General features: G+C 69.5%; 23 protein-coding genes, 1 pseudogene and 1 riboswitch. Of the genes and pseudogenes, 11 read left to right on the forward strand and 13 right to left on the reverse strand.

The window, feature by feature from the left end:
* Position 1 precedes the first annotated feature (1 nt).
* Genes H613_RS0107065 through H613_RS0107085 form a run of 5 tightly spaced genes read right to left on the reverse strand, consistent with a single transcriptional unit; the run spans position 2 to position 5,345 of the window.
* Complete coding sequence (locus H613_RS0107065) at positions 2-817, reverse strand: ECF transporter S component family protein (RefSeq protein WP_035736713.1); 816 nt, start codon at positions 815-817, stop codon at positions 2-4.
* Positions 801-2,405, reverse strand: coding sequence for an ABC transporter ATP-binding protein (locus tag H613_RS0107070; RefSeq protein ID WP_026923261.1), 1,605 nt, complete (start codon positions 2,403-2,405; stop codon positions 801-803). Before H613_RS0107070 ends, H613_RS0107065 begins: the two co-directional genes overlap by 17 nt.
* Complete coding sequence (locus tag H613_RS24945) at positions 2,402-3,505, reverse strand: CbiQ family ECF transporter T component (RefSeq protein WP_035736714.1); 1,104 nt, start codon at positions 3,503-3,505, stop codon at positions 2,402-2,404. The genes H613_RS0107070 and H613_RS24945 overlap by 4 nt, the downstream gene beginning before the upstream one ends.
* On the reverse strand, positions 3,502-4,104 hold the full coding sequence (locus H613_RS24950) for a hypothetical protein (RefSeq protein ID WP_051393048.1): 603 nt from the start codon (positions 4,102-4,104) through the stop codon (positions 3,502-3,504). Before H613_RS24950 ends, H613_RS24945 begins: the two co-directional genes overlap by 4 nt.
* Positions 4,101-5,345 carry a prenyltransferase/squalene oxidase repeat-containing protein gene (locus H613_RS0107085; RefSeq protein ID WP_156925873.1) on the reverse strand — a complete coding sequence of 415 codons (1,245 nt, stop codon included), beginning with the start codon at positions 5,343-5,345 and terminating at the stop codon, positions 4,101-4,103. The genes H613_RS24950 and H613_RS0107085 overlap by 4 nt, the downstream gene beginning before the upstream one ends.
* A gap of 81 nt (positions 5,346-5,426) precedes the next feature.
* A riboswitch (cobalamin riboswitch) is annotated at positions 5,427-5,584 on the reverse strand.
* Positions 5,585-5,720: 136 nt separating this feature from the next.
* On the opposite strand from H613_RS0107085, the gene H613_RS24955 reads away from it, so the two are divergent.
* Entirely contained in the window at positions 5,721-6,380 is a 660-nt protein-coding gene (locus H613_RS24955; protein WP_169731964.1) for a TetR/AcrR family transcriptional regulator, read from the forward strand.
* On the opposite strand, the pseudogene H613_RS32875 reads toward H613_RS24955, so the two are convergent.
* The 4 genes and pseudogenes from H613_RS32875 to moaA form a co-directional block, all read right to left on the reverse strand.
* Positions 6,308-7,132, reverse strand: a pseudogene (locus tag H613_RS32875) (MinD/ParA family ATP-binding protein); the annotation flags it as partial. The gene H613_RS24955 and the pseudogene H613_RS32875 overlap by 73 nt on opposite strands.
* A 650-nt stretch (positions 7,133-7,782) precedes the next feature.
* On the reverse strand, positions 7,783-8,943 hold the full coding sequence (locus H613_RS0107100) for a UvrD-helicase domain-containing protein (protein ID WP_026923263.1): 1,161 nt from the start codon (positions 8,941-8,943) through the stop codon (positions 7,783-7,785).
* Positions 8,944-9,344: 401 nt separating this feature from the next.
* Positions 9,345-9,596, reverse strand: coding sequence for a MoaD/ThiS family protein (locus H613_RS0107105; RefSeq protein ID WP_026923264.1), 252 nt, complete (start codon positions 9,594-9,596; stop codon positions 9,345-9,347).
* 1 nt (position 9,597) lies between these two features.
* Entirely contained in the window at positions 9,598-10,692 is a 1,095-nt protein-coding gene (gene moaA / locus H613_RS0107110; protein ID WP_051393050.1) for a GTP 3',8-cyclase MoaA, read from the reverse strand.
* Between the two features lie 319 nt (positions 10,693-11,011).
* On the opposite strand from moaA, the gene H613_RS24965 reads away from it, so the two are divergent.
* Complete coding sequence (locus H613_RS24965; protein ID WP_051393051.1) at positions 11,012-13,372, forward strand: endo-1,4-beta-xylanase; 2,361 nt, start codon at positions 11,012-11,014, stop codon at positions 13,370-13,372.
* Between the two features lie 127 nt (positions 13,373-13,499).
* Here H613_RS24965 and H613_RS28985 read toward each other — a convergent pair whose 3' ends face one another.
* Both H613_RS28985 and H613_RS24975 read right to left on the reverse strand, forming a co-directional pair.
* Positions 13,500-13,997 carry an excalibur calcium-binding domain-containing protein gene (locus tag H613_RS28985; protein WP_026923266.1) on the reverse strand — a complete coding sequence of 166 codons (498 nt, stop codon included), beginning with the start codon at positions 13,995-13,997 and terminating at the stop codon, positions 13,500-13,502.
* 610 nt (positions 13,998-14,607) lie between these two features.
* A complete protein-coding gene (locus H613_RS24975) occupies positions 14,608-15,105 on the reverse strand; it encodes a VOC family protein (RefSeq protein ID WP_051393052.1) in 498 nt (165 codons plus the stop codon).
* 405 nt (positions 15,106-15,510) lie between these two features.
* Here H613_RS24975 and H613_RS30700 point away from each other — a divergent pair, with 405 nt between their 5' ends.
* From H613_RS30700 to H613_RS0107150, 4 genes are all read left to right on the forward strand, one after another.
* Positions 15,511-16,188: a hypothetical protein gene (locus H613_RS30700; RefSeq protein ID WP_156925874.1), complete on the forward strand. Its 678-nt coding sequence runs from the start codon at positions 15,511-15,513 to the stop codon at positions 16,186-16,188.
* Positions 16,185-16,556, forward strand: coding sequence for a hypothetical protein (locus H613_RS0107140; RefSeq protein WP_026923269.1), 372 nt, complete (start codon positions 16,185-16,187; stop codon positions 16,554-16,556). Before H613_RS30700 ends, H613_RS0107140 begins: the two co-directional genes overlap by 4 nt.
* Positions 16,549-17,112, forward strand: coding sequence for a hypothetical protein (locus H613_RS0107145; protein ID WP_156925875.1), 564 nt, complete (start codon positions 16,549-16,551; stop codon positions 17,110-17,112). The genes H613_RS0107140 and H613_RS0107145 overlap by 8 nt, the downstream gene beginning before the upstream one ends.
* A gap of 230 nt (positions 17,113-17,342) precedes the next feature.
* Entirely contained in the window at positions 17,343-17,741 is a 399-nt protein-coding gene (locus H613_RS0107150; RefSeq protein WP_156925876.1) for a hypothetical protein, read from the forward strand.
* Here the strand turns inward: H613_RS0107150 and H613_RS29900 are convergent.
* Together H613_RS29900 and H613_RS0107165 are read right to left on the reverse strand one after the other, a co-directional pair.
* Positions 17,650-18,681 (reverse strand): leucine-rich repeat domain-containing protein, encoded by a 1,032-nt coding sequence (locus H613_RS29900; RefSeq protein WP_084546427.1) that lies wholly within the window; start codon positions 18,679-18,681, stop codon positions 17,650-17,652. The two genes, H613_RS0107150 and H613_RS29900, sit on opposite strands and share 92 nt — an antisense overlap.
* A gap of 92 nt (positions 18,682-18,773) precedes the next feature.
* On the reverse strand, positions 18,774-19,640 hold the full coding sequence (locus H613_RS0107165; RefSeq protein ID WP_051393053.1) for a fructosamine kinase family protein: 867 nt from the start codon (positions 19,638-19,640) through the stop codon (positions 18,774-18,776).
* 83 nt (positions 19,641-19,723) lie between these two features.
* On the opposite strand from H613_RS0107165, the gene H613_RS0107170 reads away from it, so the two are divergent.
* The 5 genes from H613_RS0107170 to H613_RS0107190 all read left to right on the forward strand — a co-directional run bounded on the left by H613_RS0107170 (position 19,724) and on the right by H613_RS0107190 (position 25,074).
* Positions 19,724-20,917 carry a sulfotransferase family protein gene (locus H613_RS0107170; protein ID WP_026923275.1) on the forward strand — a complete coding sequence of 398 codons (1,194 nt, stop codon included), beginning with the start codon at positions 19,724-19,726 and terminating at the stop codon, positions 20,915-20,917.
* A gap of 219 nt (positions 20,918-21,136) precedes the next feature.
* A complete protein-coding gene (locus H613_RS0107175; protein ID WP_026923276.1) occupies positions 21,137-21,511 on the forward strand; it encodes a hypothetical protein in 375 nt (124 codons plus the stop codon).
* Positions 21,512-21,523: 12 nt separating this feature from the next.
* A complete protein-coding gene (locus tag H613_RS28990) occupies positions 21,524-23,344 on the forward strand; it encodes an alpha/beta hydrolase (protein ID WP_084546428.1) in 1,821 nt (606 codons plus the stop codon).
* Between the two features lie 14 nt (positions 23,345-23,358).
* Complete coding sequence (locus tag H613_RS0107185) at positions 23,359-24,048, forward strand: hypothetical protein (protein ID WP_156925877.1); 690 nt, start codon at positions 23,359-23,361, stop codon at positions 24,046-24,048.
* 168 nt (positions 24,049-24,216) lie between these two features.
* Complete coding sequence (locus H613_RS0107190) at positions 24,217-25,074, forward strand: hypothetical protein (protein WP_026923278.1); 858 nt, start codon at positions 24,217-24,219, stop codon at positions 25,072-25,074.
* The last annotated feature ends 5 nt before the right edge of the window (positions 25,075-25,079 follow it).

Consider the following 25,079-nt stretch of genomic DNA (forward strand, 5'->3'; position numbering starts at 1 on the left):
ACTACTCGGCGGCGGACGTCCATCGGGCCCTGCGGGCCGTGCGCCGCATGACCCGCAGGAGGATCGGGCCGGTCAAGGCGATGAGCAGCGCCGTCGTCGCCGCCCGGCCGAGGTCCCACCCCAGGGACGTCGCCAGCGAGTAGGCGAGCAGACGCGAGAGGTTCTCGCCAAGGCCGCCACCGGGGACATATGTGAGGTTCCCCTGCGTTATCGCGAACGGCCAGAACGACAGGTTCAGCAGCAGGCCGAACGCGAGCGACGCCACCACGGCGTAGGCCGCGAGCATCGCGATCTCGCCGAACCGGCCGCGCCGGGTCTCCGGCGCGGCCGCGTTCGGTCCCGGCAGCAGCCCCGCGCCCAGACCGACGAACGCCGCCGCGAACATCTGGTACGGCATCCACGGCCCCACGCCGCCGGTCAGCAGCGCCGAGGCGAACAGGCCGGTGTTGCCCAGGATGAACCCGAACCCCGGGCCGAACACCCTGCCCGCCAAGATGATCAGGAAGAACACCGTCTCGACGCCCGCCGCGCCCGCCCCGAACGGGCGCACCGCCGCCACCACCGCCGACAGCACCCCCAGCATCGCCACCGCCCGTGCGTCCATGCCGCCCTCGGCGAGCTGGACCAGCGCCACGGCCGTCACGACCGGCAGCAGCAGCGCGAACAGCCACGGCCCCGACGTCGTCTCGGTCAAGGCCCCGCCCGGCGCGGCCAGCAGCGGCCACGCCGTCGCCACCAGCCCGAACGCCGCCGCGAGCGCCACCGCCACCGCGCCGCGCCAGCGGAAGGCCGGGCGCGGGCTACTCGGCGCCGTCATCGGCCCCGCCCAGTGCCGCGGCCACCTCGTCGACGGTCAGCCAGCCGGGCAGGATCTTCTCCACCTGCGGTGCGAACATCGGCGAGGCCGAGACGATGCCCCGCGCCGGGCCGTCGGCCACCACCTGCCCGTCGGAGAGGAGGGCGACCCGGCTCGCGAACTCGGCGACGAACTCGACGTCGTGGGTCGACACGATCACGCAGTGGCCCGCCTCGGCCAGCTTGCGCAGCCGCGCCGCGAGAGCGTCCTTGCCCGGGTAGTCGAGCCCCCGCGTCGGCTCGTCGAGCAAGAGCAGCGGCGGCGCGGCCGTCAGCGTCACCGCGAGGGCCAGCGCCAGCCGCTGGCCCTCGGACAGGTCCCGCGGGTGGGTGCGGTCGTCGATGCCGTCGACGAGGTCGGCCAGGATCTTCGCGCACGTCCCCGCCGGGGCGTCGCCGTCGCGGTCGGCGCCCTCGCACTCGCCCGCCACCGTCTCGGCGTAGAGCAGATCGGCCGGTTCGGCCGGGACCAATCCCGCCAGACTGCGGCGCCTGCCCGGTTTCAGCGCCGCCGGGTCGCCGCCCTCGATCGACACCGATCCGGCCGAGCGCCTCCCGGTGCCCTGGAGCGCCCACAGCAGGCTCGACTTGCCTGATCCGTTGCGGCCCATGACGGCGATGCGCTCGCCCCTGGCGGCGGTGAGGTCGATGCCGTCGACCGCCCTGACGCCGGGGTAGTCGACCGTCACGCCGCTCGCCTCCAGCAGCGCCGGGCCGGTCCGTTCCGCCGCCGCGGCCGGTGCCCGCCCCGCGAGCCGCTCGCGCAGGCCCGACGCGGTGCGACGCGCCTGCCGGATCGTCACCGGCGGCCCCGCCCACCCCGCCAGCTCGCCCAGGCGCACCACCGGCGGCGCCACCGGGGAGTCCCCCAGCACCTCGCCCAGCGAGCCCGCGGTGACCTTGCCGCCTTGCAGCAGCAGCGCCGAGTCCGCGTACTGCACGACCCGCTCCAGGCGGTGCTCGGCGAGCAGCACGGTCACGCCGAGGTCGTGGACGAGCCGGTGCAGCGCCGAGAGCACCTCGTCGGCTGCGCCCGGGTCGAGTGCCGACGTCGGCTCGTCCAGCACCAGCGCCGCCGGGCCCGCCACGAGCGCCGCGCCGATCGCCACCCGCTGCCGCTGCCCCGACGACAGCGCCGCCAGTGCCCGGCCGCGCACGTCCGACAGGCCGAGGAGGTCCACGATCTCGGTGACGCGCTTGCGCATCGCCGCCTGCCGCAGGCCGAGCTGCTCGGCGGTGTAGGCCAGTTCCAGCTCCACGTCGTCGGTCACGAAGCCCGCCAAGGGGTCCTGGGCGACGTAGCCGACCGCATCGGCCAGGTCCGCCGGGGACGAGGAGCGCACGCTCCTGCCCGCCACGGTGATCTCGCCGGTCATCGTCCCGCCGGTGAAGTGCGGGACCAGGCCGTTGACGCACCGCAGCAGCGTCGACTTGCCCGCGCCGGTGGTGCCGACGAGCAGGCAGAACTCGCCTTCGGGGACATCGAGGCTCACGTCGTCGAGGATCGTGCGCTCGGCGTACCGGAAGGTCACTCGGTCGAAATCGATCATCGGGGTCCCGCCTTCGTGGACGTATTGGGCGCCAGCAGTGCCGGCGCGGCGGCGATGAGCACGCCGCAGGCGGCGTACAGGGGCAGCGGCGGCACCGCGAGCGGGCTCGTCGCGGGCCAGAGCGTCCCCGGCTCGGCGATGCCGCTGAGCACCGTGCCCGCCACGGCGGCCGCGCCCGAGAGCAGCACCGCCCAGTCGCGGCCGCCGAAGACGTCGGCCCGGTAGCGGGTGCGCGGGACCCGGCGCGAGGCGAACGCGATCCCGAAGACCGCCGCTCCCGCCCCACACGCCAGCAGCGACCAGGCGACCGGCGCGGGCGTCGCCGAGCCGAGCAGGGCGTACGCCCCCGCGCACAGTCCGAGCATGCCGGTGAGGAGGAACGCGGACGTGGCGCGGCGCGCGGCGGCCGGGATGTCCGAGGCCCGGCCGTAGCCGCGCGAGGCCATCGCCGCCGCGAGCGCCAGCGACCGGTCCAGCGCGTCGTGCAGCACCGGGACGACGACGGTGCGCATCAGGTTCGCCGGACTGCGGCTCACATTGCCGCGCAGCGCCCTCGCCCGGCGGATCCGCGCCACGCTCTCCACGAGCTGCGGCGCCACCGACAGCGCCACCACGACCGCGACGCTCACCTCGTACAGCGCGGCCGGGACCGAGCGCAGCAGCCGCCTCGGGCTCGCCAGCGCATTCGCCGCGCCCACGCACACCAGCAGCGTCGCCAGCCGCAGCCCGTCGTACGCCGCCGCCAGGGCGCCCTCGGCGGAGACCGCGCCGCCGAGGCGGAACCCGGCGGCCCACTCCGGCAACTGCACCGACGGCAGCTCGAACAGGACGGTCGCGCCGTCGGCGCCGCCGAAGACGACGTAGAACACCATGCGCACCGCGATCGCCGCCGCGCCGATCAGCAGGAACACCCGATAGGCGCCCGACCACGGCTCGTCGCCGCGGCACCAGGTGACGACGAGCCCGGAGACGGCGACGACGAGCAGCAGCAGCCACGGGTTCGCGGTGCGGCTGGCGGCGGTGGCGAGCAGCAGCGCCCAGCCCCACCAGGCGACGGGGTGCGCGCCGTGATGCGCGGCGCGGCTGACTGCGGTCTTCACGAGCGTTTGTCGCGTCGCAGCCGCCAGACGACGAGTCCGGCGATCAGCGCGAGGACGGCGACCGCGATCAGCCACGTCGGCGACCCGCCGCCGTCGGTCTCGGTCTCGGCGCCGGTCTCTTCAGCGGCTTGGCCCGCCCCGGCCGCGTCTCCTGGGGCGATGGCGGGCGGCTCGGAGCCGTCGCCGAACACCCACCCTTCGACGTCGCCCGCATCGGGGTCGCGCGTGAGGGCGCCGCCGCTGGAGAACACCCACTCGCCCTCATCGTCCGCGTACCAGTACGACCACGACGCGTCGGCCGGAGGCATCGGGCCGCAGTCGGCCTCGGGGAAGTCGTCGATCCGGCACACCGCGCCGGGGAACGAGCCCACCTGGACGACCGCGAACCCGGCCTGAGCGAGCGCCTCCATCCCGTCGCCGGGATCGGCGGCGCAGCCGACGGACGGCTCACCCCGCCCGGAGTCGACCACGACGGCCACGCCCTCGCAGCCGCCGCCTTGAGCGACGGCGGGCGACGCCTGCGCCGAGGCGGCAGCGGCGGCGAGCACCGCGGCCGCCCCGGCGCGGACGATCAGACCGCGCCGGGACAGGCGGGTCATTCGCCGCCCTTGCCCTCGGCGGACTCGTCCCGAGCGGCCGCCGCGCCGCGGCGGCCGCGGACGACGAGGAACGCCACGACGGCGACCAGCACCACGGCGGCGCCCACGATCACCCACGGCACCCAGGCATTGCCGTCGTCGTCGGCCTCCTCGCCCGCCTCGTCACTGGCCGCACCGTTGTCCGCGGACTCGCAGTCTGCGGCCGGGACGTCGGCGGCCAGATCGGAGGCGTCGAGCTCGGCGAGGCTCTGCCCCGACAGCGGCACGAGGGCCTGCGCGGTCGCCAGGAGCCGCGAGGCCTCCCCCGTCTCGGGGTCCTCGGGGTCGGAGAAGCGGATCGCGCCCGCGCCGTCCTCGCCGCAGCCGATCTGCAGGCCGATGAGGTAGGCCACGGCCGCCTCAGCGGCCTCGGTGGCGCCTTCGGACGTCAGCAGCGCCTGCGCGGCCAGCGCCGTCGAGTTCGCGTTCGCGCCGAACCCGCCGTCGAAGGAGCCGTCCTCGCCCTGGTGGTCCTTGAGCCACCCGAGCGCGCCCTCGCGGGCGTCGGCCCCGTCCTCGCCGATGGCGGTCAGCGCCGAGACGGCGGTGCCGGTCGTGTCGGGGTCGCCGGTGCACGAGCCCGACTCGGGCACGGCGTAGGAGAAGCCGCCGTCGTCGCACTGGGCGGCCAGGAGCGCGGCGGTGACCGCTTCGCTCACGCCGTCCTCGGTGCGCGAGAGGCCGAGCGCGGCCCACGACAGCGAGCCGCCGTCGAGCCCTTCGACCGAGGCCTCGGCGACCTCGTCGGCGAGCTTGACGCCGCCGAAGTCCGTCGGGTCGCCGCCCGCGGTGGCCACGACGTACATGACCTTCCCGGCCGAGCCGAGTGCGATCGGGGCGTCCTCGCCCTCGGCGGGGTAGACATAGGAGCCCAGCGTGTCCGGGTCGTTGATCCACTCGAGGCTCGCCTGCACCTGGTCGCCGCCGACGCCCGCGGCCATGAGGCCGATGAGGGAGTCGAGGGTGGCGCTGACGTTGGGCGCGCCGTTGAACTCGAAGTGGTCGCCGCTGGACTGGGCGGCGAGCCAGGAGGCGGCGGCCGCGGCGGGGTCGTCGTACGGGGCGTCGTCCTGGGCGTGGGCCGGGGCGGCCGCCGCGAAGGCGACGACGGGGAGGACCGCGGCGGCGGCCGCGGTGCGCAGCAGCCCGCGGCGGAGCGGGCGGGGCATGGATTTGCGCAGTCGTGTCGACTGGTGGCGCATTGCCTGACCTTTCTGAAGCGCGGGCGAGGTCTTCGGCAGGCGGCGGCGCCGCAAGCGCCTGTAGACCACGACAGGCGTTGGAAATGGAAATGGCGGCTTGTGGGCATTCGGGCTCACGCGGGTGGACCGAGACGACTGAGAGGTTGCTCGGATGGTGTTCGAAAACGAACCGCGACTACCGCTGCGGGTCAGCGCCGGCTTCCGACCGGACTTCCCCCACAGGACGCCTGTTGAGTTTGCGTTCATTCTGTCGCTCGGCACTACAGGGTGTCAAGGCGGTCGCGCTGTGAGTGGAGCCGTTCACTGCGCTCGGTGGCGTGCGCGGCGGCACACAAGTCATTGACCCATAGCACCGGGTGTCGATACGGTGCAGGCGTGAGCAGAAACAAAAACGCCGATTTGGACAGAGTGCTCCGCGCCGCCACCAGGGCGTTCCTGGAACGCGGATTCGCGGCGACCTCCATGTCGGACCTCGTGGCCGCCACGGGCATGAACCGGGCGGGCCTCTATTCGGCCTTCGGTTCGAAGCACCAGCTGTACATCACCGCGCTGGCCCGCTACCGCGAGGACACCGAGCCCGAGATCCGCGCGATCACCCGCCGCGCCCTGGACCGGCCGCCCCCCGAGCGCCTGGACGCCCCCAGGGTCGTCGGCGACATCCTCGAAGTGGTGGCGCGGCACAGCAAGGAGGGCGGGTTCGTCGTCCGCGCGGCCGTGGAGCTGGCCGACGACCCGGCCACCATGCGGCGCGTCCAGGAGGCGTGGTCGGAGCTCGAACGCGACCTGGCCATGATCCTGGCGCGCGCCAACGACGAAGGGGAGATGGCCGAACCGGTCGACCCCGGGCGGCTGGCGAGGACGCTGCTGGTGTTCATCCAGGGCGCGTTCGTGGTCGGGCACGCCGACGAGGACGACGGCCGCCTCGACGACGCCGCGGCCGGACTAGTGGCGCTCCTCGACCGTCACAGACCCCCGGCCACCGCAGAACCGATCCGGAGCCAGGCCCCCAACGACGCCTTACTCAGCGATTCATAGCGAATCGGCTCCCCCGAATCCAGCAGCTTCTCATAGGGCGCAAGCAGCACCACCCTCGTCCTGGCCGCGAAGTGCCGTTGCACCGCAGGCAGATCCACATCCTTCCGATGGGCGGGCATCGAGACCACCGAGACCGCGTTCCGCACCAGGTCCCTGCGGCCGGTCTGCTCCAGGTGATCGAGCATCCGAGCCGCCGTCTCCGCCGAGTCGTTGCGCGCCGACATCGTCACCACCAGCTGGTCGGTAGCGTCGATGGCCGACTGCCAGTTCTGGGCGCGGACGTTGTTCCCGGTGTCGACGACGATGAGCTTGTAGAAGCGTGAGACGGCCTCGCGCAGATCCCCGAACGCCTTCGAGGTCAGCATCTCCCCGGCCGTGGCCGACTCGTCCGAGGCGAGGACGTCGAACATCGCCCCGCCCTGGGCGCGGACGTACTGCGACAGGTCGCCGACTCTTCCGGTGGGGCCCCTGAAGTGGTCGAGGTCCCTCAGCAGGTCGCGGACGGTGCGGATGTGGAAGTCCTGCTGTGCCCGCATTCCGAGGGTGCCTTGCGTCTCGTTGTTGTCCCAGGCCAGGACGTAGCCGCCCCGATGGCGGCCGAACGTCATGGCGAGCATGAGGACGGCGACGGTCTTGCCCGCCCCGCCCTTGGGATTGACGACGGTGACCTGGCGCAGGCCGCCGAAGTTGCGCCGCACGGTCTCGATCGCGCGCTGGTGGGCCCGCTCGCGCGCGCTGGGCGGCAGGGCGAGCGCGCCGAAGGTCAGCCGGTGGAGCGCGCCGCGCAGGCCGGTCTCGGCGACGGGCGGGCGCGGCGGGACGACGCGGCGGCTGGCGAAGTCGTCGGCGGTGACGCCGACGCGTTCGAGCGCGCCCGGATGGTCGGGGAACGCCAGCGCCGTGGAGGGGCTGAACGACTCGCGCCGCGGCCGGCTCGGCGGCGTGTTGAAGTACTGGTCTTGGCTCTGCGGCGTGTTGAGGTACGGGTCCGGAGCGGGAGGCGAGCTCTGCGGAGGGCTGAACTCCTGGTCGCCGGTCGGGGGTGAGCTGTACTCGCGATCGGGCGGCGCGTTGTGCTCACTGTCCGATGGGCCGCTGTACTCGCGGTCCGCGCTCGGCGGTGCGTTGTATTCACGGTCCCCGCTCGGCTGCGCGCCGATCCCTTGGTTCGCGCCCGGCTGCGCATTGAGCGCTTGGTTCGCACCTGGCGGCGCGCTGCGCCTCTGGTTCGCACCTGGCGGTGCGAACGGCGACCACGCTGGAGCATCCGGCCCGCGCAGAGGCGCGGCGTCCTCTTCGGTGTGCTCCATAGGGCCTCCTCGGGTCGGATGCGGTTACCGACCTATTGTGGCCTATCGGTGCGTGGCCGCGCGGGAACTCCGCGCCAGCGCCACTGTCCGTTTTACAACAGTCGTGGCTGCTCAGGGCCGGAACGCGTCACGGGAACCATCCCGAAGGGACTGAACAGTCCTTGGTCCACATCGGTCAGCAGCGGCGATCCGTCACCGGTGTGGCTGACGTAGGCCAGATCCCTTGTGCGGCTGAGTGCGACGTACAGCTCCCGGCGCGCCTCGGGCGTGTTCGGCCACGCCTCGGCGGTCATCCCGGTCAGGCACACCACCCGGTACTCCTCGTCGGCGGCCGCGGCGACCGAGACGCCGTCGGGCCCGATCACGGCCACCTCGTCGGCGGCGACGCCGAGTTCGGCCAGGTGGTCGGTGAGCTGCTCGACGAAGCGCTTCTCGTCCTCCTCGTCGACCGCGTAGTACCGGCCGATCCCCGAGCCCTCGAGCGCCGGGCGCTGCGGCTGGGTGAGCCTGCCGGGGACGCGGCTGATCGGCTCGATGACCTGGGAGGCGGCGACGAGGAGCGCGGCGGGGCTGCGGTGGTTGCGCGAGAGCCGCACGACGTGGGCGTTCGAGAACCGCTCGGCGAACGCCCCGAACGCGGCGGGGCCGCCGCCCAGCGCCGAGTCGGGGTCGCCGGTGGCGGTGACGTCGGCTTCGGGGCCGCGGTGCTCCATGAGCCGCTTGTAGAGCCGCATCGGCATGCGCGGCAGGTCATCGACGAACAGGTGGCCCAGCTCGGGCGGGGCCGCGGTGGTGAAGTCGGCGAATTCGGCGACGGTGATCGCCGAGGACTCGCGGCCGAGCAGCGTGCCCAGCTCGCCGCGGATGCGGGCCGCTCCGGCGCCGGAGGCGGCGATGACGAGGCACTGCGCGGCTGGGATGCCGAGTTCCTGCACGAGATAGGCGACGCGCCGGATGAGCAGATGGGTCTTGCCGGTGCCGGGGGAGGCGTTGATGAGCAGCGGTCCGGGCCCGGCCGAGGCGGCCACGCGCTGCATGGCGTCGAGGGAGTCGAGCAGTCCCGCGCCCACTTCGTCCATGCCGGTGAGCAGCGGCGCGGAGTCCTGCCAGGGGTCGGGGGCCTGCGTCGTCAGGGCCGGGTCGGGCATCGGGACGACCTCGCGCGCGGACCTGAGGTGCGGCCTGCTCGACCGGCGCCGCTTCTCGGCGGTGGTCCGCATGTCCGCTGACAGCTCGAACAGCGGGGACGCCACCTGTGGTCTCGTTCGTTCGTCAGGACGGCGCACCACTGCATCCTCGCAAACGGGAATCGGCGTCGACCAGGCGGCTCCCTGACAGAAGCGGTTTTCGTGAAACAGACATCGACTCGCAATCCTCTCAGTAAGAAGGATATAGCCTATAACTTCGACTGCTGCTAAAGGGCGCCTTCGGCAGCGCGGAGGTTATATCCTATAAGTATGTTATAGCCTATAAGGCCGATTGTCTGGAAGAAGAGGTAAAACGTGCGATCAGCGCATTGCTGAGATGGAAGACCGGCCGCTCGCGAAGGGCGGGAGGACCGAGGCCGGCTTGAACGAGAAGGGTCGGCCGGGATCGGCCGCTCGCAAAGCGCAGTAGGGTCGAGGTCGGCGCGGACGAGAAGGGCCAGTCCGGGTCAGCCGCCCGCGAAGGGCGGGAGGACCTCGACCGTGGCGCCCTTGGCCAGCGCGGCCGTATCGTCCCGGGCGGCCAGGCCGTTCACGAGGAGCGTCGACGCCTTCAGCACGCGTTCGAGCTCGTAGCCGTGTCGCTCGGCCAGGACCGACTTGAGTTCGGCGAGGTCGCCCGCCCGCGCCGTCTCCTCGGCGGTGCCCGCGGCCGCCTTCGCCCCCGCGAAATAGCGGACCGTCACCTCGCTCGCCGCCATCTCAGCCCCCGATCGCCGACATCGGGCGCGCGGGCTGGAGGAACGACGGGTCGTCGATGCCGTGACCGGGGAGTTTGCCCCACATGGCCTCGCGCCACCGCTCGGCGATCGCCGCGTCGTCCGCGCCGGAACGGACCAGGCCCCGCAGGTCGGTCTCGCCCCGCGCGAACAGGCAGTTGCGGACCTGGCCGTCGGCGGTCAGGCGGGTGCGGTCGCAGTCGCCGCAGAACGGGCGCGTGACCGAACCGATGACGCCGACCTTCACCGGGCCACCGTCCTTTGCGGAGGAGCCGTCTTTTGCAGAAGCACCGTCGACCAGCCACGTCTCGGCGGGGGCCGAACCCCGATGAGCAGGATCGGGCGTCAAGTCGAACTCGCCGCGCAGCGACTCCAGGATCTCGGCGGCGGTGACCATCTCCTCGCGCCGCCACACCCCGCCCGCGTCCAGCGGCATCTGCTCGATGAACCGCAGCTGGTAGCCGTGCTCGATCGCGAAGCGCAGCAGCTCGGGCGCCTCGTCGTCGTTGACCCCGCGCATGAGCACGGTGTTGATCTTGATCGGCGCCAGCCCCGACGCGGCAGCGGCCTCCAGTCCGCGGAGCGTCGCGTCGAGCCGGTCTCGCTTGGCGAGCTCCTTGAACCGGCCGGGGTCGAGGGTGTCGAGCGAGACGTTGACGCGGTCCAGTCCCGCCTCGACGAGCGGGCCCGCGATCCGGTCCAGGCCGATCGCGTTGGTGGTCAGGGAGATTTCGGGTCTGGGATCGAGCTTCGCGACGGCGGCGACGATGCCCGGCAGCCCCGGCCGCAGCAGCGGCTCGCCGCCGGTGAAGCGGACCTCGCGCACGCCCAGGTCCCGCACGGCGATGCCGACGAGGCGGATCACCTCGTCGTCGTCGAGCAGCGTCGGCTTCGGCAGCCACGGCAGCCCGGCCTCGGGCATGCAGTAGGTGCAGCGCAGGTTGCACCGGTCGGTGAGCGACACCCGCAGGTCGGTGGCCACTCGGCCGTGCCTGTCGCGAAGGGCGCCACCGCGCGACGGCTCGCGGGCGCCGCCGGGGGCGGGCGCTTCCGTGGGGCCGTGAGTCGGTGCTGGCATGCCTTCGAGCGTAGTGCGCCTCTGTGACAAGTTCGTAAAATGAGACGCGTTTCCCACCCTTCGGCGCCGGTTGTAAGCGGTTCTTAAGGTGGCACGCTCCCAAACGGCATACAGGCGGATCGGTAGGCCGAGTAGTTGATGCTCCGAGGTGATCGCCGGGTCCGGCATGACCGGCCGGCGCGCGGGCGGATGAGCAGGCCGAGCAGTTGACACCCGTCGATATCTCTCATAGCATGACGAGGCCCCGATCGAAAGTTTCATAGACTCCATGAAACTTTCGGAATCACGAATCCCTCCCTGCTTTCGGAGCTGAAACAACATGAACGACCCGACCCCTTCCAGTTGGCGTCGGCGCCTCCGCGCCCTCGCCGCCGGAGCGCTGGTGCTGCCCTCGGCCGCACTCGCCTTCGCCTCCCCCGCATCGGCCCAGGACGCGACCGTCCTCTACTCGGCCGACTTCGAGGACGGCCAGGTCGGCGCCTGGGCCCCCCGCGGCCCCGTCACCCTCGAAGTCGAAGAAGGCGCCCTCCTGACCACCGGCCGCACCGACACCTGGCACGGCCCCTCCCTCGACATCACCGACTACATCACCCCCGGCGGCCAGTACGAGATCGCGCTGTCCGCCCGCTTCGCCGACGGCAGTGCCGGCGAGCAGCTCACCGTCAGCGTCCAGCGCGAGGCCGCAGGCGAGACCAGCTACGACAGCGTCGTCTTCCAGGCCGCCGCCGGCACCGACTGGACCGACCTCAGCGGCGAGTACAGTATCGCCGCGCCCGCCGACAAGCTCACCCTCTACGTCGAGTCCCCGACCGTCGACGCCTCCTACCTCATCGACGACGTCGCCATCACCGAGCTCACCCCGCCCGGCATCGAAGAGGACATCCCCTCCCTCAAGGACGTCCTCGCCGACGACTTCACCATCGGCGCGGCCATCGACTCGCGCGACATCGTCGGCGCCTCCGGTGACCTGCTGAGCAAGCACTTCAACTCCATCACCGCCGAGAACCACATGAAGCCCGAGGCGATCCAGCCCACCGAGGGCGAGTTCACCTGGACCGAGGCCGACCAGCTCGTCGAGTACGCCGAAGCCCACGACATGCGCGTCTGGGGCCACGTCCTGGTGTGGCACAGCCAGACCCCGGACTGGTGGTTCGAATACCCCGAGGGCCACCCGAACGCCGGGCAGCCCCTCGGCAACTCCGAAGCGGACCGCCAGATCATGCGCGACCGCCTCGCCGCCCACATCGGCGCCATCGCCGACCGCTACGGCGACCGGATCTGGGCCTGGGACGTGGTCAACGAGGTCATCAGCGACAACAACGCCGAGGTCTACCGCCAGAGCCGCTGGTACGAGATCTTCGACGGCCCGTCCTACATCTCTGACGCGTTCAACATCGCCCGCGAGCAGTTCGACGAGGCCGGGGCCACCGACGTGAAGCTGTTCATCAACGACTACAACACCGAGAACCCCGGCAAGCGCGACAACCTCTACAACCTCGTCGAGGGCATGCTCGCCGACGGCGTCCCGGTCGACGGCGTCGGCCACCAGACCCACATCAACCTCAACACCTCGATCGACCAGGTCGAGGACTCGATCGTCAAGTTCGAGCAGCTCGGCGTCATCCAGGCGATCACCGAGCTCGACGTCGTCATCGGCGCGCCCGTCGAAGGCGAGCCGTTCCCCGAGTACGAGGCCAGGCTCATCGAGCAGGGCCACTACTACCGCGACCTGTTCGCGGTCTTCCACGAGCACGCCGACGCGATCGAGTCGGTCACCGTCTGGGGCCTCCATGACGGCCGCACCTGGCAGCGGAGCCGCGAGACGCCCCGGCCGCTGGAGAGTCCGCTGGTCTTCAGCGACCAGCTCCAGTCCAAGTGGGCCTACTGGGGCATCGTGGACCCGAGCAAGCTGCCCGACATCCCCGTCGAGGAGGAGCCCGACTACGCCCGCGTGCAGATCCCGCACGCCGACACCGCCCCGGCCATAGACGGCGAGGCCGACGACGTCTGGGACGGCGCCGCGACGGTCGCCACCGAGGTCAACATCGAGGGCAGCCCCGACGGCGCCAAGGCCGACGTGTCGCTGCTGTGGGACGAGACGGCGATCTACGCCATGTTCGAAGTGAAGGACCCGGTCCTCGACGACACGAGCCCGAACGCCTACGAGCAGGACTCGGTCGAGATCTTCCTCAACCCGGGCAACACCCGCACCGGCGGCTACGGCGAGATGGACGGGCAGTACCGCGTCAACTTCGCGAACGTGGTCAGCGTCGGCGCCAACGGCCCCGACGCGGGTGCGCTCACGAGTGCGACGTCGAAGACCGACACCGGTTACCGCGTGGAGCTGTCCATCGCGCTCGCGCCCGAGTTCGCCGCCGTGGGCGTCGAGCAGGGCCTGGAACTCCAGGTGAACGACGCCGCCGACGGTGCCCGCACCGCCGTCCACACCTGGTACGACCCGACCGGCCAGTCCTGGAACACCAACGCGAACTGGGGCATCGCCGAATTCGTCGACGAGCTCGGCGACACCCCCGGCGGCGGTGACGGGGACGGCAAGCTCCCGGTGACCGGCCTCGGCCTCACCGGCGGCATCGCCGCCGCGGTTCTTCTGGCCGCCGCGGGTGCGTTCGCCATCTGGATGGTGCGCCGCCGCCGCACCGCCGCCAACTGGGGCGAGTGAAGGACGCGCTGAGAGCCGCCGCTCGACCCTGTTGAGGAGCGTCGGTGATGAGTGAACGGGGCGGCGGCGCGAGCCGCCGCCCCGAATTCGAGCGTTACCGGTCTTCTCGTTCTCCCTCGGTCACCGGCTACTGCTCGCAGCCGATGCCGTCGTTGTCGGCGTCGAGGTGCGGGCCGAAGCCGGGTTCGCCTTCGCGGACGGGAGCCGCCCCGTCGGCTTGAGCCGCGGCGCAGTTCTCGTAAGCGGTTTGGTCGTTCTCGGTGGTGTCGCTGGGTGTGCCCCATTGTTCGCAGCCGATGCCGTCGTTGTCGGCGTCGAGGTGCGGGCCGAAGCCGCGTTCGCCCTCGAGGACCGGAGCCGCTCCGTCGGCTTGAGCCGCGGCGCAGTTCTCGTAGGTGAACTCGGAATCCTCGGCATCGGAGTCCTCTGTAGAATCTTCGTCGGAGGTGCCCTCGGACTCTTCATCCGAGGTGTCCTCGTTCGAGTCCTCCGTCTCCTCCGTCGCCCTTTCGTGGTCGTACGCGTCGGGTGGTTGGACGTCGACCAGCTCGAACTCGTGGGTGACCTCGTCTCCCTGTGTCTGTTCTCCCGGTGAAGTCGCGATGAATCCCAGAGTGAGGGTCATGACCCCTGCTGCTTCGAGTGCCCAGAGCAATGGGCGATTGCGGTGGAAGTGCTTCTTACGGAGTCTTTTGTGGACTGATGGTGAGGACGGTGATGACATCACTACCTCCAGCGGCATCGTTTCCGTGTCATCCGAAGATTTCTCTGGATCTTTCCTCGACAGGATATGCGGGCTGACTGCGTCCAGGACGAAGAACCTGAATTAATTGAACTCCGAGATCCCTTGTCGCACCGGGGGAAGGAGAAATTTCCGATCGCTTTCAGAATGGGACGATCATGCCGTAAACAACCAAAGAATGCGCAGGGCGGAGACAGGTAATGGTGGTGATTTGTCTGTTTCCTGAAGATGTTCTCGTGTTATCGACAGCTCGCCGATTTTCCGTGGTCCTGGATGCTGCGGTCGCATCGGTGGGAGCCACGCACCAGCGCGCCGTGCTCGCAAACCCGGTCCCCACCCCGACCGAACCCGCCGGTCTCGCGGCACTCACCGGGTTCTCCGGATTTCTCGGGTATTTCCGGCCCCGGCGCATCACGGCGGTATCTGAAGGAGCCGGCGTCCGCAACCGGCGACTGTTGACCACAAAGGACCGGTGCGCGACCGAGACGACCGCTCAGCGAGCCGAGCGCATGTACTCGTCGATGGTACGGAAGACGGTGTCCGAGCCTCCTTCCCACACGGGCTTCGGGTCCGGTTGCCCCGGCGTGGGCTGGTACACCCACCAGAGATTGCCCCACGGGTCTTCGACACGGGCAAGCGTCAGCGACCCGTAGAACGGCGTCGGAGGAGTCACGATCACCGATCCTCGATCGACGGCACGACGCAGCACCGTCTCAATGTCGCCGATCCAGATCTGGAACAGGCCCGGGTGGGCCCGCCAGCCCTCCTGCACGTCGACAACCAGCACGAGGGAGTCACCGAAACGCAGCTCGGCATGGATCAGCTTGCCGGTCGGCGTCGGCGTGCGCACCTCCGTGACCTCGCGGGCGTCGAAGACCTCCTCGGCGAACGCCATGAAGTCGGCCGCGCCCTCCACGATGACGAACGGATTGATCGTGTTGCCGCGCCCGGTGATGGCGTCGGCCTTGAGTGTGAGCTGGTTGTCTGCCATGCCCCCATGTCTACCCGGCGGGACCGACAGTTAGACGCCGAAAGCACAGGCAAGCTGAGAGTGGCGTGAGGAGATCGGCCTATCCGGCGAGGATCTCTTCGAGCAAGCTCGCCGACGGCGCTCAGAGGGTGTGATTCGTTCTACTGCGCTCGGCGGTGAGTGGGTTACGCGCCGAACGCTATCGCGTTACGGCAAACCGCTGGATGCCTATTGTGGCCCGAGTCGTCCACCGTTTCGAAGAAACACGCGTGTTGGGGGTTAAGTTTTCGGAACCGATGTGCAAAGATGCTCACACGCGCAGTGCGCGGCATCCAAGTTCCACAAACGAATATGGCCCGGTGGGCCGCCCCTCTATCGCCAAACAGGTTGGCGGCCCACCTACCTCACCTTGGAAGGAAACCTCCCATGGTTGGTGTTAGCCTACGCCAAAAACCGGCGTCCGCAACAGACCAAAACGCTCACATCTCCCTCCGTCCCGCCGCCGTTCGACCGGTCTCCGGCACGCCCTCCTGGGCCCGAAACGACCACGCCCCGGGCGCTCCGCGTCCGGCCTCGCCGTGGGACACCTGGACCATCCCGCCGAAGCCCGCCGCTCTCAACCGCACCCGCAAACCCAGCCCGCACCCGATCGAACCCGCCGCCGCTACCGCGGCCATCGCCACCACCGATTCCACCGCGACCCCCGAACCGTCACCGCCGTTTCGTCCCTGGCGCATCGACTACGCGCGCCCCGATGTCGTCGAGTACCCGGTGGACATCGAGCAGCCCGAGTCCTCGACCGTCGCCCGGCGGCTGCTCCTGCTGCTCGGCATCGCCTATCTCTTCCTCGCCGCCCTGGCCTCCGGACTGGTCTACACCGGCTACTTCACCGCCACCGCCACCGCCGAAGAAGAGGATTCCGAAGACCAGCCCGGCGAACTGCCGCCCCGCCCGCGCCCGCCGTCGCGCGACCCGAACGACCCCGGCCTGCACACCAGACCAGACGGCAGCCGCTACCTCGTCATGCCGCTGCCGGCCGACCTCGCCGACCGCCTTCGCGGCCAGGCCTCCGCAGCTCCGGCGATCGGCGGTGGTCTCCTGTGAGCCTGTCCCGCTATGCGCCCCACCGCATCCGCGCCCGCTACCTCCGCGCCGTCAAAGCCCTGCCGATCCCCGCACCGCTGCCGGACCCGGTCGACCCGAAGCGCCTGACCGTCCTCGGTCGCGCCTGGATCTCCGGCCGCCCGATCGTCTTCGGCACACTCGCCGACGCCCCGCGTTTGTGGGTGGCCTTCCACGGCACCGAACCGTCCTTGATCGGCTACATGACCGGCCTGGTCACCGGCGAGCCCGACCTGTGGGTGTGCGACGAGGCGCACCGCCCCTGGACGCTCGAAGGCGAGAACACCGCGCATCTGAAGCGGGCCGCCGCCCGCGTCTGGTTCGACTGCCGACGCGACTGCGATGGCTGAGCCGATGGGCCACATCAGAGACACGGACAACACAAGTCATACAAGTTACATGGCCTATTCTATAGGCTATAACGAGCGTCACGCGCTCTTCTGCGCCCACGCCGGCGCCGTCTTCAACGATGACGCCACCGAGGCCGACCGCCTCCAGCGGCTGATCTATCCGGAACATTTCCTCGCTCATCAGGTCTTCTCGTTCGCGCTGTTCGCCACGTGCGTGAGTGACCACTTCGGCGACGACTTGGACTGGGCGAGCATGGATGTCCTGATCGAGGGCGTACGCCGCACGGCACCCGGCGTCTCGGTGCTGAAGACTGAGGCGCTCGTCCGCACCTGCTACGACGAACCGCACCTGCTCATGGAGGTGCCGCAGTCCGAGCAGACAGCGTCGTTCTGGGCCGTCTGCCGCCTTATCATCGGCACTGACTCCGACGAGAACGAACTGGCCGACCTCTTCGAGCGCGCCGAGGAGTCCGGCCGCGAGGCAGTGCGCGGCATCTTCGCCGCATCACAGTTGTACGCATGGCGTGGTGAAGCGGAGCGCAACGTGCGGCAGTGAACTGGACACCGGGTTTCGAGGCTATAACCTATAAGGAGCTGGACCATGCGCTGTCACTTTGTCCTCGCAAGGCGCAGTGAACGTATTCCGCGCCGCACGTTTAGATGAAACTTACAGCAGCGCACTTGAAAAATTGTATACAAGCGAACACTGTTCACTGTCATGATCCATGGGACTCTGTAGAGATGACTGAGCGCAACGTTGCACCTCAATCTCACACAGTGCAGTCCATGAACGTGGAAGACACGGCCAGGTTCCTTCGGGATCAGGACACGACGCTTCGCGACGAGATCATGTCGCAGATCAAGAACTACAACAAGACCGGCAGGCGGCTGGTCACGCTCGGCGTCCTGCTGGAGGTCCTGCTCGGCGCGGTGACGATCCCGCTGGCCTTCGCCGTGTACAACGGCGTCCACGTGTTCCTCGAAGAGGCCCCCAACGGGCTCGTTCTCCCTGGAGTGCTCATGGGCATCGGGGTCGCCGTCGCCGGGGTGTTCTACGCGGCGGCCAAGATGCTCGACGCCATACCGGCCATCCTCAAAGCGCGAAACGACAACGCGGCGACCATATTGGACTCACTTCGGGCGGCTCTGGCCGAAAGCGATGGCGATAAGGCCCCGTCGGCCTGAAGCGGGTCGCAAGAGTTCCGAATGCGCTTATCTCGCATAACCCGTGGAGGTTGAGAGGTTGAGCGCGGTGAGATTGCCGATGGCGTCGGGCAGCACTGCGAGCTTGTTGCCACTGAGGTTGAGGTCGGTGAGTGCGGTGAGGTCGCCGATGGCCTCCGGTAGCGCCTTGAGCCAGTTGAATTCGAGATCGAGATACGTGAGCGATCAGGTTGCCGATGGCGTCGGGGAGCGCCGTGAGTTGGTTCCGATCGAGGTGCAGCTCGTCGAGTGCGGCGAGATTGCCGACGGAATCGGGCAGCGCCTTGAGCTCGTTGCCGCTGAGATAGAGCTCGGTGAGCGCGGTGAGGTTGCCGATCGCCTCCGGTAGTACCTCGAGCCGGTTGAGGTCGAGATCGAGGCACGTGAGCGCGGTGAGGTTGCCGATGGCGTCGGGGAGTGCCGTGAGTTGGTTCCGATCGAGGTTGAGGGTGGTGAGTTCGGTGAGGTTGCCGATGGTCTCGGGCAGCACTGTGAGTTCGTTGTCGCCGAGATTGAGGGTGGTGAGTTCGGTGAGATCGCCGATGGCCTCGGGCAGGGCCTTGAGCTCGTTGCCGTGGAGGTGGAGCTCGCCGAGCGAGATGAGGTTGCCGATGGCCTCCGGTAGCGTCTCGAGCTTGTTGCTGCTATTGAGATTGAGGTCGGTGAGCGCGGTGAGATCGCCGATGGCGTCGGGCAGCACTGCGAGCTTGTTGCCACTGAGGTTGAGGTCGGTGAGTGCGGTGAGGTCGCCGATGGCCTCCGGTAGCATCTCTAGCTCGTTGAAGCTGAGGTCGAGTGTGGTGAGGTCGGCCAAAGAGCACAGTCGCGGCGGGATATCCCGAATTCCCAATCCTGACAGATCGAGACTCGTGCTCGAATTGCGCTCGGCGTCTGCAATGCGCCGGTTGGCGACATCACTCATCAGGGCTACCTTCACTGGCCGACGTTGATTCGAATCCGCGACGGAAGTTCGTTCAAGAGTTCCGAATGTGCTTACCCCGCATAAGCTGTGGGTCAAGCGTACCGGGACACCAGGTCCATCAGCCGGCCCCGGAACGACCTGCCGAACAGCGTGGTGTGGATCAGCAGCGGGAACAGCTGGTGGAGCCCGATGCGATCCTCCCAGCCGTCGGCGAGCGGGCTGACCTCCATGTATCCCGCGAGGATGTCCTCCAGCAGCGGCACCCCGCCCCACAGCCTGAGGTTCGCCAGGTCGGTCTCGCGGTGGCCGCCGTGCGCGGCCGGGTCGATCATCCAGGCGCGCTCATCGCCCCAGTGCACGTTGCCCCACCACAGGTCGCCGTGCGTGCGCGCGGGCGGCTCCTCCGGCCCGGCCAGTCCCGGGAGCTTCGCGGCCAGGGCCTCCACGGCGGCGACGTCGGCCGCGTCGAGCGCGCCGTTGTCGCGCGAGGGCCGCAGGTACGGCTCGACGCGCCTGGCCGCGTACCACTCGGCCCACGTCTCCCCGGCGGGAGCGTTGTCCATGAACGTCTCGCCGATGTAGCCGCGCCACGGCGCCCCGAACCGGTCGGCGCCCGCCGCGTGCATGGACGCGATCTGGCGGCCCAGCTCGGCGGCGTGCTCCCGGCTCGGCTCGGCCGGTTCGATCCACGGCTCGACCAGAAGCCGGTCGTCGGCGTACAGCACCGGCACGACCGCCTCAGCGGCTTCTCCCAGCCAGCGCAGCCCGTTCGCCTCGGCCGCCAGGTAACCGGGCCGCTCGCCGTGCGCGAACTTGGCGAACACCGAGCCGCCGTCGTCGAACGTCAGGCGCTGCGCCGACGCGCTCGCCTCGGCTTTGACGGGAGTGGTGCGGACGCGCTGGTGCTCGATGAGCTCGGGCAGCAGCCGCCACTGGCCTGCGTCTGGGGTGTGATCCACGGGACCAATGTAGCGGAGGGCGCTGACCGGCAGCTGATGTGAAAAACTCTTCGTGTTCGTCCCCTCTCGGTCTGGAGGACCCCATGCGCCGTACCGCCCGATGGCTCCCCGTCGTCAGCGCCGTGAGCGCCCCCAAAGTGAACAGCGAGCGCGCCCGAGCCGACAAGGTCTTCGACCGGATGGTCCGCAAGGCCGAACGGCAGTCCGAATCCGACGCGAGCGTCGCCACCGAATTCATCGACTCCTACCGCTTCCTGTTCGGCGAAGTCGCCAAGCAGGAGACCCTCTCGGTCATCGGCTGGCAGGGCTACATCGACGACCTCACCCGCCGCATGGCCAACCACCTGCGCGTCGAGCGGCTCATCGCCGAGAACCCCGAGATCGCCGAGCAGCCGATAGACCGGCCCGTCGTCGTCGTGGGCCTGCCGCGCACGGCCACCACCCTCGCCCACAAGGTCCTCATCGAACCGGCGGGCAACCGGGCGCCGCTGATGTGGGAGCTGATGAATACCCACCGCGGCGACATCGACGAGAAGCTGCGCAACAAGCTCATCAAGGACGCCCAGACGATGGCGAGCCTCGCGAGCAAGGCCTCCCCGGTGTGGGACCTCATCCACCCGATGAACGCCCTCCAGCCCGAGGAGTGCATCTTCGCCCTGCCCCACGGCTACGGCTTCTACACGCGCGCGGCCATGCCCGGCTACCGCAAGTTCATCGACGAGCGCGACTACACCGACGACTACGGGCACCTCAAGCGCGTCCTCCAGGTGCTCCAGTGGAACCGGCCCCAGAAGCGCTGGGTCCTCAAATGCCCGTTCCACCTGTTCAACCTCGACGTCCTCCTCAAGGTCTTCAGCGACGCGACCATCGTGTGGATGCACCGCGACCCCTCGACCGTCATGGGCTCGTGGTGCTCACTGGTGGAGACCGGCCGGGCCCTGCACCACCGCAAGTACGACCCTGAGAAGATCGGCCCCGAGTGGCTGGAGATCCTCTCCGGCGGCGTCAACGCCGCCCGCGAGGTGCGGTCGACGGCCTCGCGCGAGCGGTTCATCGACGTGCCGTACCACTCGCTGACGGCCGACCCGTACGGCTTCCTGCCGAAGCTGTTCGACCGGCTGGACATGCCCTGGACCGAGAGCGAGGAGACCAACCTCGACAAGGTCCTGGCCCGCCCCGGGATGCGCCGCAGCCACGAGTACCACCTGTCGCGCTACGGCATCGAACTCGACGACGTCGAGGCCGCCTTCGGCGACTACGGCCGCCTCGGCTTCTGACGGATCCGCTTGCCGCGCACTCCGATCGACCTCCCGGAGTCACGAGGCGAGCGCAATGAGCGAGGGTCCTCTATAGTGAAAGCCGCCTGAGTCACCAATTCGGCCCATTTCCCCCTGGAGGTCCCCTATGGTCCGGCGCGTACTCGACCCTGCGTTCTCCGAAGGGGCCCGTGACGACGTCGCGGCGGCCCCCGCCCGCCGATCCACCGGCGCGCACTGATGTCCGGCGCCGACGTCTTCACCATGGACCCCGGCGAGGTCCACAAGTCGGTGGAGACGCTCTTCGACGTCGAATCCGAAGTCGAAGCCCAGACCGGGACCCTCGCCGAGGCCACGGGCTCCCTCGCGCAGGGGCTGACCGACTCCAGCGCCGCGCTCGGCCCGGCGCTGGCCGAGGCCGCCGACTGGTGGAAGACCCTCCGAGCGGGCGGCTTCGCCGGGCTGTGCGGCAACACCGGCGAATACCTCGCCGTCTGCGCCGAAGAGGCCGTCGAGGTCGACGACTACAACGCGGGCGACTTCGCCTCCTACGCCGACCACGACCGCTACCCGGGCCGGGACAACGAGCACGCCTCGGCCCGCCCCGACTGGTAGGGGGCGCCCGCGATGAGCGACATGTCCTGGAAGGACCTCCGAGGCCTCGACTGCGCGGCGGTCCGCGACGTCGGCGAGCAGTGGAAGCACTACGTGGCCAAGATGGCCGAGCAGTCCGAGCGGCTGCGCACCGACGTCATCGACGGGCACCTGAGCGCCGACAACTACGAGTCCGACACCGCCGACCTGGTCCGCGAGCAGATCGACCTCTTCACCGGGCGGTTCGAGGACGACCTGTCCGATTACGCCGACATCCGAGTGGCCACGACGCTGGTGGACGCCGCCGACGCGCTGGAGGCCGAGCAGAAGGAGCTGACCGAGGTCGTCGGCCTGATCGAGGAGCACGACTTCGAGATCGAAGGCGGCCCCCGCGAATACGAGGTGAACCCGACCGGGCACCTCCACCGCGCGATCTGGCTGCACCTGGACCCGCCGCAGTGGCTCTGCGACCGCGCGGGGGTCGACAAGCCCTCGGCCTGGTACGACGTGCTCGACCAGGCCGAAGTCCTCGCCCATCTCACCTGCCTCTACGACTCCGCGAACGAGCTGTGCGGGCAGTACCAGGACTGGTTGCGCGCGATCATGTCCCGCGCCCACGACGCCGACGACGACGCGGCCGCCGTGCTCGCGGCGATGCGCGAGCACCCTCCAGAGCTGCCGCCGCAGTTCGGCGCCACCTACGACGACCTGATCGACGACTACAAGGACCGGCTCTCCGAGGAGGTCGCCTCCGAAATGGAGGCGATCGCGAACGGCGAGTCCGACATGTCACCCGAGCAGGTCAACGAGTGGTGGGAGAGCCTCAGCGATGCCGAGCGGGAGGCGCTGATCGCCGAGCACCCCGAATGGGTCGGTCCCACCGACGGCATCCCCGTCGAGGCCCGCGACACGGCGAACCGGGAAGTCCTGGACGACCGGATCGGCGACCTCGACACGCGGATCGCCTCCATCGAGGCCCAGCTGGCGACGCTAAACGGCGACCCGAACGCGGCGGGCATGTACGGCCAGAGCGGCGCCGACCCCGACGAGCTGCGGGCCGAGCTGGAGGAGCTGCGCGCAGACCGCGACGGGCTCGCGGCGCTACAGGATCGGATCACCGACGACAACGGCGATCCCGCCGTCTACGGCCAGACCGACCAGCAGTATTACCTGATGGACTTCGGCACCGAGGACAGCGGCCAGGCGGTGGTCGCCATCGGCAATCCCGACACGGCCGAGAACGTCAACGCCTACGTGCCCGGCACGACCGCCGACCTGCAGGGGGCGGCGGGCGGACTCATGAACCGCACCGAGACGATGGCCTACGACGCGTGGAGGCGGGAGGACGCGGGAGAAGAGACCGCCACAGTCCTGTGGATGGGCTACGACGCGCCGGACACGATCTTCCCCGAAGCGACCCAGACCAAATGGGCCGAGGACGCCGCCGACGACCTCGAATCCTTCACCCAGGGCGTCCGCGCCACCGCCGAGGGCGATCCGTCGAATCTGACGCTCACCGGGCACTCGTACGGCACCACCGTCATCGGCGAGGCCGCCGCCACCGAAGGCGTCGACGCCGACAACGTGGTCTTCGTCGCCTCGCCCGGGGTCACCGTCAGCACCGCCGACGCGCTCGGTGTCGGTGATGAGCACGTGTATGCGACCACCAACAGCCTCGACCCCATCGCGCTCACGCCGGACTTCCTGCTCGGCGAGAACCCGAACGAGGAAGCATTCGGCGGCAGCACCTTCCACAGCGACCACGGATCCTGGTTCACCAACAACCACAGCACGTACTGGGACGAGACGAACATGGCGGGCCGCAACAGCATGGCCGAGATCGTCACCGGTTAGAAGGACCGACCGACATGGATTCCCCCACCCGCCGGACAGCGACCGCGGCACTCGCCGCCTTCGCACTGACCGCCTGCTCTGCCGTAGGAGACGCCGTGAACCAGCCGCCCGAGAGCGAATACACCCAGGCCGAGGCCTATGCCCCCATGGAGGCCGTCGCCGCCGAGGCGATCGAGTCCCTGGCCGACTTCCCCGGATTCGAGCAGCGGACCTGGGGAGAGATGCCGTGCAGCCACAACGGCATCGACGATCCCGACTACACCAACATCGAGATCCGTTACAGCTTCTCCGCCGAAGTCTCGGGAACCGACCAGGTCCGCGAGGCCTACGTCGAAGAACTGCGGGAATACTGGACCGCGCAGGGATACGAGATCACCTTCGAAGACGAGTCGGCCCACAACGACCGCCAGGACCGCGACCTGGCCGTGCGAACCGCCGACGGCATCACCCTCTGGTACAGCGTCGCAGGGCGCGTCACGTTCATGATCCAGTCCGGTTGCGTCCCGGTCAGCGATCCGAGCGAGATCGAGTACGTGCCGCCGACCGGCGGACTCGAACCCGGAGGCGAAGGCGACAAGCTCGACCGGTACTTCCCCGACGGCATCCCCACCGACCAGGCCGCCGTCGACCCCTTCGCGAACACGCGGCCCGTCGCCGGACCGGAGCCGTTCGACTCGCCCGGCTCCTACGACAACCTCCTCTGAAACGACCTCCGCCCCGCCCCGGGACGGGCCCGATTCCTCGAATGCTCCGAACCTCTCGCGCGAGCCCACCACACCCCGCCGTGGACCCGGCCGCCTCACAGCGGTCCTGCTGCGGGCCATTCATTGCGTCACCGGCGCAGTGGTCACCGAGAGAAGAAGGGAGCGACCATGGCGGTAGGAAACCGACACGAACTCGTCATCGAACTGGTAGAGGAGGTGCCGGGCCTACTGGAGACCCTCATCGAGCAATCGACGGGGATGGAGGTACCCGATCACGACACGATCATCGAAGGAGGCGAGTTTGCGAACATTCGCGTCCCGATCGAGCTTCGGGCCGATTCGGTCCGGGTGTTCCTCCGAGGAAATACGCCGCAGCTTGCGGTGGTGGTCGAGATGCAGCACCGGGAAGAGAAGAAGAAGTCGTTCGACTGGCCCTGCTTCCTGTTCAACGCGCGCGCCGAGCACCGGTGCCCGACCATCCTGCTTGTGATCACCGTATCGGCACGGACGGCCAAGTGGGCGCGCCGGACCATCGACGGCGGGCTGGGCCAGTCGCTGATGCGCCCGGTGGTGATCTGCCTGGACGAACTCGAACCCGGAGGCGACCTCGGCTTGCGTTTGCTGGCGGCGTTCGCCGACAGCGCCTCGGATGAGCAGCTGAAACGCCTGTCGGCCAGTCTCGCGGAGCTTCCCGTCGACCGGGCCGAGCAGTATGCTGGCATTCTGCTCACCGGTCTGCAAGGTTCCGCCTACGAAACCTGGAGTGAACTGATGAAGTCTTCCGAGTACATGTACCAGAACGCCTACGCCCAAGAGCTTCTCCAGAAAGGTGAGGCCCGCGGTGAGGCCCGCGGTGAGGCCCGCGGGAAAGCCCGTTCGATCCTGCTCGTGCTCGCCCAGCGCGGCGTCGAGGTGCCCGATCGGGTTCGCGACAAGATCATGTCCTGCACCGACGAGGCCCGGCTGGACCACTGGCTCGGCCAAGCCGTGGTCACCGACGACGTGGAGCGGTTGTTCAGCGAGTGATGCGC

The sequence above is a fragment of the Glycomyces arizonensis DSM 44726 genome (assembly GCF_000482705.1).
In the GTDB taxonomy this organism is placed as follows: Bacteria; Actinomycetota; Actinomycetes; order Mycobacteriales; family Micromonosporaceae; genus Glycomyces; species Glycomyces arizonensis.